11 protein-coding genes are annotated in these 12441 nt (G+C 46.0%); 10 read left to right on the forward strand and 1 reads right to left on the reverse strand.

The genetic code is table 11. The features are described from left to right. Position 1: 1 nt before the first annotated feature. Both corC and lnt read left to right on the forward strand, forming a co-directional pair. On the forward strand, positions 2-901 hold the full coding sequence (gene corC / locus QTN95_RS01480; RefSeq protein ID WP_331416081.1) for a CNNM family magnesium/cobalt transport protein CorC: 900 nt from the start codon (positions 2-4) through the stop codon (positions 899-901). A 33-nt stretch (positions 902-934) separates the two neighbouring features. Continuing rightward, entirely contained in the window at positions 935-2458 is a 1524-nt protein-coding gene (lnt, locus tag QTN95_RS01485) for an apolipoprotein N-acyltransferase (protein WP_331416082.1), read from the forward strand. Positions 2459-2709: 251 nt separating this feature from the next. Here lnt and QTN95_RS01490 read toward each other — a convergent pair whose 3' ends face one another. Next, a complete protein-coding gene (locus QTN95_RS01490) occupies positions 2710-3180 on the reverse strand; it encodes a zinc ribbon-containing protein (protein WP_138973400.1) in 471 nt (156 codons plus the stop codon). Positions 3181-3369: 189 nt separating this feature from the next. Here QTN95_RS01490 and leuS point away from each other — a divergent pair, with 189 nt between their 5' ends. The 8 genes from leuS to QTN95_RS01530 all read left to right on the forward strand — a co-directional run bounded on the left by leuS (position 3370) and on the right by QTN95_RS01530 (position 12408). Then, on the forward strand, positions 3370-5958 hold the full coding sequence (gene leuS / locus QTN95_RS01495; RefSeq protein WP_331416083.1) for a leucine--tRNA ligase: 2589 nt from the start codon (positions 3370-3372) through the stop codon (positions 5956-5958). A gap of 137 nt (positions 5959-6095) precedes the next feature. Beyond that, positions 6096-6734 carry an LPS-assembly lipoprotein LptE gene (locus QTN95_RS01500; protein WP_331416156.1) on the forward strand — a complete coding sequence of 213 codons (639 nt, stop codon included), beginning with the start codon at positions 6096-6098 and terminating at the stop codon, positions 6732-6734. Positions 6735-6736: 2 nt separating this feature from the next. Beyond that, positions 6737-7750, forward strand: coding sequence for a DNA polymerase III subunit delta (gene holA, locus QTN95_RS01505; RefSeq protein ID WP_331416084.1), 1014 nt, complete (start codon positions 6737-6739; stop codon positions 7748-7750). Between the two features lie 72 nt (positions 7751-7822). Further along, the gene (rsfS, locus tag QTN95_RS01510; RefSeq protein ID WP_138973403.1) at positions 7823-8140 is read left to right on the forward strand and encodes a ribosome silencing factor; all 318 of its coding nucleotides are present in this window, start codon (positions 7823-7825) and stop codon (positions 8138-8140) included. A 3-nt stretch (positions 8141-8143) separates the two neighbouring features. Beyond that, positions 8144-8614, forward strand: coding sequence for a 23S rRNA (pseudouridine(1915)-N(3))-methyltransferase RlmH (gene rlmH, locus QTN95_RS01515; protein WP_331416085.1), 471 nt, complete (start codon positions 8144-8146; stop codon positions 8612-8614). 6 nt (positions 8615-8620) lie between these two features. Next, positions 8621-10501: a penicillin-binding protein 2 gene (mrdA, locus tag QTN95_RS01520; RefSeq protein WP_331416086.1), complete on the forward strand. Its 1881-nt coding sequence runs from the start codon at positions 8621-8623 to the stop codon at positions 10499-10501. Between the two features lie 2 nt (positions 10502-10503). Then, complete coding sequence (gene rodA, locus QTN95_RS01525) at positions 10504-11625, forward strand: rod shape-determining protein RodA (protein WP_138973406.1); 1122 nt, start codon at positions 10504-10506, stop codon at positions 11623-11625. Next, complete coding sequence (locus QTN95_RS01530; RefSeq protein WP_138973407.1) at positions 11626-12408, forward strand: septal ring lytic transglycosylase RlpA family protein; 783 nt, start codon at positions 11626-11628, stop codon at positions 12406-12408. The last annotated feature ends 33 nt before the right edge of the window (positions 12409-12441 follow it).

Raw genomic sequence — 12441 nt, forward strand, 5'->3', positions numbered from 1 at the left:
AATGAACGAAGACAATTCGCCCTCTTCTCTAGAAGGTAAGAAAGAAAAATCTGAAGGTCCGAGTAGAAAGTCCTTCTTCGGACGCCTAGGCCAACTTTTTCAAGGTGAACCAAAAGATCGCCAAGAGCTCGTCGATGTCATCCGCGACTCTGAAGAAAATGACCTGATCGACCACGACACTCGAGATATGCTCGAAGGTGTCATGGAGATCTCAGAAATGCGTGTGCGCGACATCATGTTGCCACGTTCGCAGATGGTTACCGTTGATCGCAGTGACGATTTAGACACCTTGATCAACCTCATCACCGATGCTCAGCACTCTCGCTACCCAGTCATCAGTGAAGATAAGGACCATGTTGAAGGTATTCTGTTAGCGAAGGACTTACTTAGATACTTAGGTTCTGGAAGTGAACCATTCGATATTGAGCAAGTGATCCGTCCTGCGGTTGTCGTTCCTGAAAGCAAACGAGTAGATCGTCTGCTAAAGGAATTCCGCGAAGAGCGTTATCACATGTCTATCGTTGTCGATGAGTTTGGTGGTGTATCCGGTCTTGTGACTATCGAAGATATTCTCGAAGAGATCGTGGGCGATATTGAAGACGAGTTCGATGATAATGAAGAACTTGATATTCGTAAGCTCAGCAAACATACATTTGCGGTAAAAGCACTGACCACTATCGAAGAGTTTAATACTACATTCGGTACCACTTTCAGTGATGAAGAGGTCGACACTGTCGGCGGTATGGTGATGACGGCATTTGGCCATTTACCATCTCGTGGCGAAGTTGTTGATATTGATGGTTACAGCTTCAAAGTAACCTCTGCGGACAACCGCCGAGTACTCCAACTTCAGGTAACCATTCCTGATGAAGAGCTGGTTACTGACTCTACTGAAGAGTAACGCTACTCCCCCTAAGGGAAACGAAATAATACGATGATGGATTCACTTTTTCATCGCCTCAAACGGCCGCTTGCGGCCGTTTTTGTTGGCGCATTAACAACTCTAGCATTTGCCCCTTATCAAATTTGGCCTCTGGCAATTGTCAGCCCTGCGCTTCTATTACTGCTTATTAACAAGCAGTCTGCTAAACACTCGCTATGGATAGGCTATGCTTGGGGCATCGGGCAATTTTCTACAGGCATTAGCTGGGTACATGTCAGTATCGACAACTTCGGTGGTATGCCCAAAATAGCCAGCGTCTTCCTCATGGTGCTATTAGTTGGCTACCTCGCTGTTTATGCCGCACTATTTGCATGGAGTCTAAACCGTTTTTTTCCGAACAAGCAGCGCTCACGATTGCTGCTCGCTGCGCCTGCTCTATGGCTAATCATGGATTGGTTGCGCGGCTGGGTAATGACGGGCTTTCCTTGGTTATGGCTAGGCTATAGCCAAATAGACAGTCCACTCGCCAATTTTGCTCCGTTAGGTGGGGTTGAACTTATTACCTTGTTGGTGATAATTAGTGCGGGCTCTATCGCTTACGCCGCTCTTTCGCGTCAATGGCGACATCTACTTATTCCTGCCGTTATTCTGATGACAGGCTTTGGATTACAATCCGCTCAGTGGGTGTCTCCTTCAATGGATAAAGTGACTAAAGTAGCACTTATTCAGGGCAATATCGCGCAAGAACTGAAATGGCAACCGAGTCAACGCTGGCCAACCATAATGAAGTATACCGACCTGACTCGAGAAAATTGGGATGCAGACATTATCATCTGGCCTGAAGCGGCAATACCTGCTTTTGAATTCGAGATCTCCTCATTTCTAAGCAATCTCGATGCCGCAGCTCGTATGAACAACAGCGCGGTCATTACTGGAATTGTCAACCAAGGTGAAGACAAGAAGTTCTACAATAGCATTCTCACTGTAGGTCAAACTCCTTATGGTGATTATCGTTACGATATGAACCAGCGTTACCACAAACATCACCTGCTACCATTTGGGGAGTTCGTACCATTTGAGAGCATCCTGAGACCGCTTGCTCCATTCTTCAACTTACCCATGTCTTCCTTCAGCCGAGGAGATTTTATCCAGCCGAATATTGATGCCAATGGTAAGCAGATGGCTCCTGCATTGTGTTACGAGATTATCTTCAACGAGCAAGTCAGGCAAAATGTCGATGACGATACAGATTTTATTTTAACGCTTTCAAATGACGCTTGGTTTGGTCGCTCTATCGGCCCACTCCAGCACATGGAGATTGCCCGTATGCGAGCTCTAGAGTTAGGTAAGCCGGTGATTCGTGCAACAAACAATGGCATCACTGCTGTGACTGATTATCGCGGTCATATCACTGCGCAAGTGCCACAATTTGAAACGGCAGTGCTGCGCGCTGAAGTTCCTGCGACAAAGGGCGAAACACCCTACCGAAACCTTGGCACTTGGCCGCTGTATATCTGGGTTGGATTAAGTCTGGTGATTGGGTGGATAATGAGAAAGGGAGTCTCTAGTCTCTAGTCTCTAGTCTCTAGTCTCTAGTCTCTAGTCTCTAGTCTCTAGAAAAAGATTGAAGGGTTGGTGTGAAAGCATCAACCCTTTTTTGAGAATCGAGAAAATTATGGCTTGGTAAGGAGTCGTTCTGTCAACACCTTATGGACAAAGCTTGCTTCTACTTACTACTAACATCCACCTCCCGCGCAGCGCGAAATGCGGTCTCGATTCTCGAAGCGAAGCGTTCTAGCATCTCGTAGGGCGCAGCCCGCTCTTTTTTACGGTTTCAATGCCTGTCGACTAAACCCTTTATGGCCACAGTGCGTGCATGGAATAATAACGGTTGGGTGAGTGTATTGTGTTTTATGACCACACTCATCACAGACAAGCATACCCAAACCAATCACTTCGCCCGCCTGATATAGACCTTGGTGCTCTAGATCCTGAAATAACTCGACCCACTCGACTTTCGTTCTATCCGTAATATCAAGTAGCCCTTGCCAGATGGAGTCGGCAATCATGATATAAAATGGACCACTTTTTGAGTCTTCATAATTGTCAGCAAACTCTTTTAAATCTGACTTAACATATGCAGACACAAGTGCTAACTCATCTTTGGTTAAGTCATTCGCGGCATCGACGACCTTACCAGAGGTTTCTAAAACGTGGTTAACTTCATCAGGACTATGCTTTAGAGCTTCGACAACATCTTCAAACATCTCCTCGTAACCTGCTTTGCGTTTTGCCATCGCTAACCTCCTTTCGATTCAGTGGTGCACATTCATAAAGCCCAGTTAAGGCATTAAACATCACCATCTTTGCGTGATTTGAGTGGGTATTGGCTATTGTTGTGCCCCTCTCCTTTAGGTATTCTATGACGATCTATTAATGTCTGTTCTAACCGAACTCACAAATTCCAAGATAACCGGATATCATCGATGCAAGAACAATATAACCCGCAAGATATTGAACAAAAAGTTCAACAGCACTGGGATAACAACAAGACGTTTGTTGTAAGTGAAGACCCAAGCAAAGAAAAATTCTACTGTCTCTCTATGTTCCCATACCCAAGTGGCCGACTGCACATGGGTCACGTGCGTAACTACACTATCGGTGATGTGGTATCTCGTTTCCAACGCCTTCAAGGTAAAAACGTAATGCAACCAATCGGTTGGGATGCATTCGGTCTACCTGCAGAAAATGCAGCCGTTAAAAACAACACGGCACCAGCGCCTTGGACTTACGAAAACATTGAGTACATGAAGAACCAGCTTAAACTTCTAGGCTTTGGTTACGACTGGAATCGTGAGTTTGCAACCTGTACACCAGAGTACTACCGTTGGGAACAGGAATTCTTCACTAAGCTTTACAATAAAGGCTTAGTTTACAAAAAAACATCTTCAGTTAACTGGTGTCCAAACGACCAGACGGTTCTAGCTAACGAGCAGGTTGAAGACGGTTGTTGCTGGCGTTGTGACACACCTGTAGAACAAAAAGAGATCCCGCAGTGGTTCATTAAGATCACAGAATACGCTCAAGAACTGCTAGACGATCTCGATAACCTAGACGGTTGGCCTGAAATGGTTAAAACCATGCAGCGCAACTGGATCGGTCGTTCTGAAGGTGTTGAACTGCGATTTACAGTAAAGAACGTCGAAGCGAAAGGTCAGCAAGACCTAGAAGTTTACACAACACGCCCAGACACACTAATGGGTGTGACATACGTGGGCATCGCAGCAGGTCACCCTCTAGCGACTATCGCAGCGGAAAATAACGCAGAGCTTGCAGCTTTCATCGAAGAGTGTAAAAACACTAAAGTCGCTGAAGCGGAACTAGCAACAATGGAGAAAAAAGGTATGGCGACTGGCCTTACCGCAATTCACCCATTGAATGGTCGTGAAGTTCCTGTTTACATTGCTAACTTCGTACTGATGGATTACGGCACAGGTGCTGTTATGGCTGTACCTGCGCACGACCAACGTGACTTCGAGTTTGCGACCAAGTACGGTCTAGATATCATCCCTGTTATCAAGCCAACTGACGGCAGCGAGCTAAACATCGCTGAAGAAGCATATACAGAGAAAGGTGTACTGTTCGATTCAGGCGAATTTGACGGTCTTGAATTCCAAGCCGCATTTGATGCCATTGCAGCAAAACTAGAAGCTGAAGGTAAAGGCACTAAAACAGTTAACTTCCGTCTACGTGACTGGGGTGTTTCTCGTCAGCGTTACTGGGGAGCTCCAATCCCAATGGTCACAACGGAAGATGGCCAAGTTCATCCAGTGCCAGCAGACCAACTACCAGTGATTCTTCCTGAAGATGTGGTAATGGACGGTGTAACGAGTCCGATCAAAGCAGATAAAGAGTGGGCGAAGACCACGTTCAACGGTGAACCAGCACTGCGCGAAACCGATACATTTGATACCTTTATGGAATCATCTTGGTACTACGCACGTTACTGTTCTCCGCAAGCTGATGACATCTTAGATCCAGAAAAAGCAAACTACTGGCTACCAGTAGACCAATACATCGGTGGTATCGAGCACGCTTGTATGCACCTACTGTACTCTCGCTTCTTCCATAAACTACTACGTGACGCGGGTTACGTAACCTCTGACGAGCCGTTCAAACAGCTGCTATGTCAAGGTATGGTGTTGGCTGATGCGTTCTACTTTGAAAACGAGAAAGGCGGTAAAGAGTGGGTTGCACCTACTGATGTAACCGTAGAGCGCGATGGCAAAGGCCGAATCACTTCTGCAAAAGATGACCAAGGCCGCGACGTTGAGCACTCAGGCATGATCAAGATGTCTAAGTCGAAAAACAACGGTATCGACCCACAAGAGATGGTAGACAAGTACGGCGCTGACACAGTACGCCTATTTATGATGTTTGCCTCTCCAGCAGATATGACTCTTGAGTGGCAAGAATCAGGCGTTGAAGGCGCTAACCGTTTCTTGAAACGTGTTTGGAAGCTGGTTAAAGAGCATGCATCAAAAGGCGCGGCTGAAGCCATTGACACGTCAGCACTATCTGGTGACCAGAAAGCGCTACGTCGTGATGTTCATAAGACTATCGCGAAAGTGACAGACGATATCGCTCGTCGTCAAACGTTCAACACCGCAATCGCCGCTATCATGGAACTAATGAACAAGCTAGCGAAAGCGCCTCAAGAATCAGCGCAAGACCGCGCGATCCTTGATGAAGCGTTAAAAGCGGTTGTCGCAATGCTTTACCCAATCACTCCGCACATCTCATACGAACTATGGGTTGCGCTAGGTGAATCAGATATCGATAACGCGGTATGGCCAACGTTTGACGAAAAAGCACTCATTGAAGATGAGAAAACCATCGTTGTTCAAGTTAACGGCAAACTACGTGCGAAGCTAACAGTACCGGCAGATATCTCTAAAGACGAGATTGAACAACTGGGCCTAAACGATGAGAATGTGACTAAGTTCACTGAAGATAAAACGGTACGTAAAGTTATTTACGTACCAGGTAAACTTCTAAACATCGTTGCGAACTAATCTGTTCTAATAACGTCATAAACAGGGTAGCCACCTACCCTGTTTTATTTATCTTAGCGTTTTGACCCGCAATAACTCAGAACGCTAAGATAAGTATTTCAATAATCGAGAGCCATCAACCTATGTTTCCTCAAGTCATACGACTCATTTCAACTCGTTCTGTAAAGCTATCTACGGTTGTTCTTGCTGCAAGCCTTTTATCTGCTTGTGGTTTCCACCTGCGCGGTGACTACTCAATCCCTGAAGAGCTTGATACGATGTCACTGACCAGTTATGACCAGTACAGCAACTTCACGCGTATGATGAAAGGCCAACTGCGTATGAGTGAAATTAAATTGGTTTCTCCTGCGGCAGATGTTCCGAATTTGCACCTAATTAGCGAAGGCGTCGGTGAACGTACGCTCTCGCTATACCAAAACACCCGTGCAGCCGAAAAAGAGCTGACATTCCGTACCTCTTACCGTGTGACTATTCCAGAGCTAGGTTCCAAAACGTTTTCTACTAGCGTAACGCGCAGCTACTTAGATAACCCACTGACAGCTTTAGCGAAATCGGTAGAACGTGACATGGTCGAAGATGAAATGCGTAAACTCGCAGCGTCACAGATCATTCGTCAGATGGCTCGCCTAAAAACCAATATCGAATCCGGCACTATGCTTAGTCAAGTAGAGCAACAGGCGCAACTTAAGGAACAAGAGGAGCAGTACCGAGTGAAGACATTCGCTAGTGATGAACCTCAACAAACCGTCACAACTTCCTCTGAGAACCAGCAGTAACTATGCGAGTTTTCGCTGATCGATTGGTGGAGCAGTTAACCAAACAGCTCTACTCTACCTACTTAATTTTCGGTAACGAACCGCTACTTCTTCAGGAGTCTCGCCAAGCGATTCAACAAGCCGCCTATAAACAAGGTTTTGAGGAAAAACATAGGTTTGCTATCGATAATTCCTTTCACTGGAACTTAGTTTACGATTGCTGTCAGGCGATGAGCCTTTTTTCTGCCCGACAAATTATTGAGTTGGAGCTCCCTGAATCTGGTGTAAATACCACCATCGCTAAAGAGTTGCTTGCGGTCTCCGACTTACTCCATAGTGATGTCATTCTGGTTCTAATTGGAAGCAAGCTCACCAAGGTCCAAGAGAGTGCTAAGTGGTTTAAAGCTCTCTCAGGAACGGGCTGCTTGGTAAACTGCCTCACGCCAGATATTCAGCGCCTACCTCAGTTTGTTCAAATCCGTTGCCGCGCTCTTGGTCTTAAGCCGGACCCTGAAGCAGTTCAAATGCTGGCTCAATGGCACGAAGGTAACTTGTTTGCACTGACTCAGAGTTTGGAAAAACTGGCTCTGCTCTATCCGGATGGCGTACTTAATCTAATTCGGTTAGAAGAGTCCCTTAGCCGTCACAACCATTTTACTGCGTTTCATTGGATAGACGCCCTATTGGCGGGCAAGGCTAAGCGTTCTCAGCGCATCCTTCGCCAACTGGAAGCTGAAGGTGTAGAAACCGTCATCCTAGCCCGCACAGTACAAAAGGAACTCACACAACTACTGACAATGTCGCAGCTTCTACAAACACTGCCTATCGGACAAGTGTTTGAGAAATACAGAATTTGGCAGTCGAAGCGTCCTCTTTACTCTGCGGCTCTAAACCGATTGACACCAGTGAGACTGATGCAACTTCTTCAGTTATTGGCACAGACTGAGAGGACAATAAAAACTCAGTACGAACAATCTAGCTGGCCACTATTACACCAGTTGAGTACTGAGATTTGCTTACCTCAAGTTAAGCTATAAAAAGCGTGGTATACTTCGCCGCCCCAAAATACACTACCAAGTGTCAATCGATTAAATAACGAGGAAAAAGCCTTGCAACTTGAACAGTTAAACGAATTTCTAGTCGACAAAGTTGATGATATGAAAGCTCAAGACATTAAAACTATTGATGTTCAGGGTAAATCAAGCATTACAGATTACATGATCGTTTGTACTGGCACGTCAAAACGCCATGTTGCCTCTATTGCTGAACACGTCGCAAAAGAATCTAAACTTGCTGGTATTATTCCACTAGGCATTGATGGCGAAGCTGAAGGTGAATGGGTTGTACTTGATATGGGAACAACGATTATCCATGTTATGCAGGAAGAGCAACGCGAGCTATACCAACTTGAAAAGCTTTGGGGCTAAGCGATGAAATTACAGCTAATTGCCGTTGGCACTAAAATGCCGAAATGGGTTGAAGAGGGCTTTCAAGAGTATCGTCGTCGTTTCCCACATGATATGCCGCTTGAGCTGGTTGAAATTCCAGCTGGAAAACGTGGCAAAAACGCCGACATTGCAAGAATCTTGCAAAAAGAGGGCGAAGCGATGCTTGCAGCAGTGCCAAAAGGCAACCGAATTGTTACTCTCGATATTCCTGGCAAAAAGTGGGATACACCACAATTAGCGGAACAACTAGAGCATTGGAAACTTGATGCCAGAGACGTGTCTATTCTGATCGGTGGCCCAGAAGGTCTAGCACCTGCATGCAAAGCAGCCGCTGACCAGAGCTGGTCACTATCAGCACTAACGCTACCACACCCACTGGTGCGCATTGTAATGGCAGAAAGCCTGTATAGAGCGTGGAGCATTACTGCTAACCACCCATATCATCGAGAATAACCATCAATGTTAAGGAAGCGTACCCTAATAAGGGATTACCATGAAGAAGCGCGACTATTTAAAAGCCGCGCTATCGTCGCTTTCATCGGTATTGTCGCTATGCTGGGCATCTTGGTAACCAACCTGTACAACATCCAGATTAACCAATACCAAGATTACAAAACCCGCTCTAATGACAACCGAATTAAAGTTGTCCCTATCGCGCCTAACCGCGGCTTAATCTACGACCGTAACGGTAAACTGCTAGCGGAAAACCGCCCAGTGTTCAGCCTCGAACTGACGCCGGAAATGATCAAAGATATGGATGATACCATTGCTCGTCTGCAAAAAATCTTAACCATTACTCCAGAGCAAGTAGAGCGTTTTCAAAAAGAACGCCGACAAACTCGACGCTTTAAATCTGTTCCGATCTTAAACCAACTGACACCAGAGCAAGTCGCCAAATTTTCGGTCAACCAACATAACTTTCCTGGCGTATCGGTTAATGCCGCGCTCAAACGTCACTACCCTTATGCTGAAGTGCTGACTCACGTTATTGGCTATGTGTCGCGTATCAATGACCGTGACATGCAACGTCTAGTTCGTGAAGAGAAAGATGCCAACTACCAGGCCACACGTGATATCGGTAAACTCGGCATTGAACGCTATTACGAAGATATGCTGCATGGTACGGCGGGTTATCAGGAAGTCGAGGTTAACAGTCGTGGCCGCGTCATTCGTACACTTAAGTATGTACCTCCGGTTCCGGGCAAAGACATTGTACTTAACCTGGATATTGACCTTCAGCTCTATGTTCATAAGTTGCTTGATGGGCGTCGTGGCAGCGCGGTCGTTCTCGATCCTGAAGACAACGGCGTATTAGCAATGGTATCCAGTCCAAGTTACGACCCCAATGCTTTCGTTCATGGCATTTCAGGACAGGCATACAGCTCATTACTTAACGACAAAAACCGCCCCTTGGTGAATCGAGCAACACTCGGAATATATCCACCCGCTTCAACCATCAAACCATTTATGGCCGTGGCGGCGTTGCAAGAAGGCGTGGTTACCCCTTATACCACTAGAAATGATCCTGGGTACTGGAATATTCCGAACTCTAAAACAAAGCCGTTCCGCGATTGGTTACGCTGGGGCCACGGCAAAGTAGATATTGTTCAGTCGATTGAAGAATCTGTTGATACCTTTTTCTATCAAATCGCTTACGATATGGGGATTGATCGCATATCGAGTTGGATGATGATGTTCGGATTCGGTGACTACACTGGCATTGATATTTACGAAGAAAGTAAAGCTAACATGCCAACCCGTGAATGGAAAATGGCACGACATCGAACGCCTTGGTATCAGGGTGACACTATTCCTGTCGGTATTGGACAAGGGTACTGGACATCGACCCCAATGCAACTTGCTAAGGCAACATCGGTACTCGTAAAACGCGGAGAGGTGGTCGCTCCTCACCTACTAAGAGCCACTATCGATAATGGTGAAGTGTTTGAAAAACAACAGTTATCCGATATTGAAACTTATCCACCTATCGCTGGTGTCAAACCTCGTTACTGGGACATGGCCATTGAAGGCATGCGACTGGTTAACCATGGTAAGAAGGGAACCGCTCGTCGAGCGTTCACTAAGACACCGTATGTCAGTGCGGGTAAATCCGGGACAGCGCAGGTGTTTGGACTAAGTGAGGATGAAGAGTACAACGCAGATGAAATTGCGGAACACCTTCGCGACCATGCGCTCTTCACTGGGTTTGCTCCGATTGACAATCCAAAGGTGATTGTCACAATCGTATTAGAAAATGCTGGGGGTGGCTCTTCTCTGGGTGGCCCAGTGGTAAGAAAGATATTTGACCACGTACTCGTGGAAAACAAAGAGGCGAACTAATCATGGATTTGAATCCAGCAACGGGTCAAAACCGAGTTCTGTTTGAACGCTTCCACCTCGATCTACCTTTATTACTAGGAATTCTGGTCCTGATGGGATTTGGTCTTGTCGTCATGTACAGCGCTAGCGGACAAAGTTTAGCCATGATGGATCGTCAAGCAATGAGAATGGCTCTCTCCCTTGGCGTTATGTTACTTCTCGCACAAATTCCACCACGCACTTACGAGGCGATGGCACCGATCATGTTTGCTGGTGGTGTGGTGCTACTACTAGGCGTGCTCTTTTTCGGTGAAGCCTCTAAGGGAGCTCAGCGCTGGTTAAACTTGGGGTTTATTCGCTTCCAGCCATCTGAACTGCTTAAACTCGCAGTGCCTCTGATGGTGGCTCGTTATATTGGTAAACGCCCTCTTCCGCCAACATTCCAGACTCTGGTCATGTCATTGGTCATGGTGTTTGTCCCGACAATTCTGATTGCTAAGCAACCTGATTTAGGTACCTCAATACTGATTGCCGCATCAGGCATTTTCGTTATCTTTCTCGCCGGTATAAGTTGGAGAATCATTTTTGCAGCCGCCTGTGGCCTAGGTGCCTTTTTGCCTATTTTATGGTTCTTCCTGATGCGAGAGTATCAAAAGGTACGGGTGAGAACGCTATTTAACCCTGAGTCTGACCCACTTGGTGCGGGGTATCACATTATTCAAAGTAAAATCGCTATCGGCTCAGGAGGCATATCAGGGAAAGGATGGCTGCAAGGTACCCAATCACAATTGGAGTTTTTGCCTGAACGTCATACTGACTTCATTTTTGCCGTCATTGCCGAAGAGTGGGGATTGATTGGTATTCTTATCCTATTAGGCTTGTACCTGTTCATTATTGGTCGAGGCTTGGTGTTAGCCAGCAAAGCACAAACCGCATTCGGTCGAATGATGGCGGGTAGTATCGTTCTCAGCTTTTTCGTTTACGTCTTCGTAAATATTGGCATGGTGAGTGGAATTTTACCTGTTGTTGGCGTACCGCTCCCTTTAATCAGTTATGGTGGTACATCCATGGTAACTCTAATGGCTGGTTTCGGGATACTGATGTCAATTCACACTCATAGAAAAGCATTTTCCAAGGCAATTTAAATGATAAACAAGCGACTACTGCTTACTCTTGTTGCAACTTGTACTATTTTGGCAGGCTGCTCTTCAGCACCATCAAAACGCTACACCATTGATGATGACATTGCGCCTGATGCACCAATTTCAGTCGATCATATTGAAGATGCTACTCCACAATACGAATCCTATAGCTTAGGAGGTAACAGCAACTACACGCTAAGAGGCAATAGCTACACCATCATTAAAGAGCCTAAAGGCTTCAAACAAGAAGGCATTGCTTCGTGGTATGGTAAAAAATTTCACGGTCACTTAACTTCCAATGGCGAAGTCTATGATATGTATTCCATGTCAGCTGCCCACAAAGAGTTGCCGATCCCTAGTTATGTCAAAGTCACAAACAAAGACAATGGAAAGACAGCGATCGTTCGCGTCAACGACCGTGGTCCATTTCACCCAGGCCGTATCATTGACCTGAGCTATGCAGCTGCAACGAAATTAGATGTGATTAAAACGGGTACTGCCAACGTCGCCATCGAAGTCATTACGGTCGATAAACCAACGCAAACCAATAAACAGGATTCCCTGACTAAGTTTGCCGTTCAGGTAGCCTCTTCACAATATCAAGATCGCGTTGAAACTTTAGCGCGAGATTTAAGTCAAAAGCTATCGGTGAAAAGCTACGTCAACTCGAGTAGTAATGTACACCGCGTCTTTTTGGGCCCTTTCGACGACTATATGTCGAGCCAAAAAGCACTAGAAAGAGTGAAAGAACTCGGTTATACCAGTGCTTTCATTAAATCCCACTAGTCCTCAATCCAGTGTATCCCTATTCCTATACTG

Source organism: Vibrio sp. M260112, assembly GCF_036533775.1.
Taxonomy (GTDB): Bacteria; Pseudomonadota; Gammaproteobacteria; order Enterobacterales; family Vibrionaceae; genus Vibrio.

Coding starts and splice junctions, on each gene's coding strand:
- corC (WP_331416081.1), top strand. CDS start 2: ATGAACGAAGACAATTCGCCCTCTTCTCTAGAAGGTAAGAAAGAAAAA.
- lnt (WP_331416082.1), top strand. CDS start 935: ATGATGGATTCACTTTTTCATCGCCTCAAACGGCCGCTTGCGGCCGTT.
- QTN95_RS01490 (WP_138973400.1), bottom strand. CDS start 3,180: ATGGCAAAACGCAAAGCAGGTTACGAGGAGATGTTTGAAGATGTTGTC.
- leuS (WP_331416083.1), top strand. CDS start 3,370: ATGCAAGAACAATATAACCCGCAAGATATTGAACAAAAAGTTCAACAG.
- holA (WP_331416084.1), top strand. CDS start 6,737: ATGCGAGTTTTCGCTGATCGATTGGTGGAGCAGTTAACCAAACAGCTC.
- rlmH (WP_331416085.1), top strand. CDS start 8,144: ATGAAATTACAGCTAATTGCCGTTGGCACTAAAATGCCGAAATGGGTT.
- mrdA (WP_331416086.1), top strand. CDS start 8,621: ATGTTAAGGAAGCGTACCCTAATAAGGGATTACCATGAAGAAGCGCGA.
- rodA (WP_138973406.1), top strand. CDS start 10,504: ATGGATTTGAATCCAGCAACGGGTCAAAACCGAGTTCTGTTTGAACGC.
- QTN95_RS01530 (WP_138973407.1), top strand. CDS start 11,626: ATGATAAACAAGCGACTACTGCTTACTCTTGTTGCAACTTGTACTATT.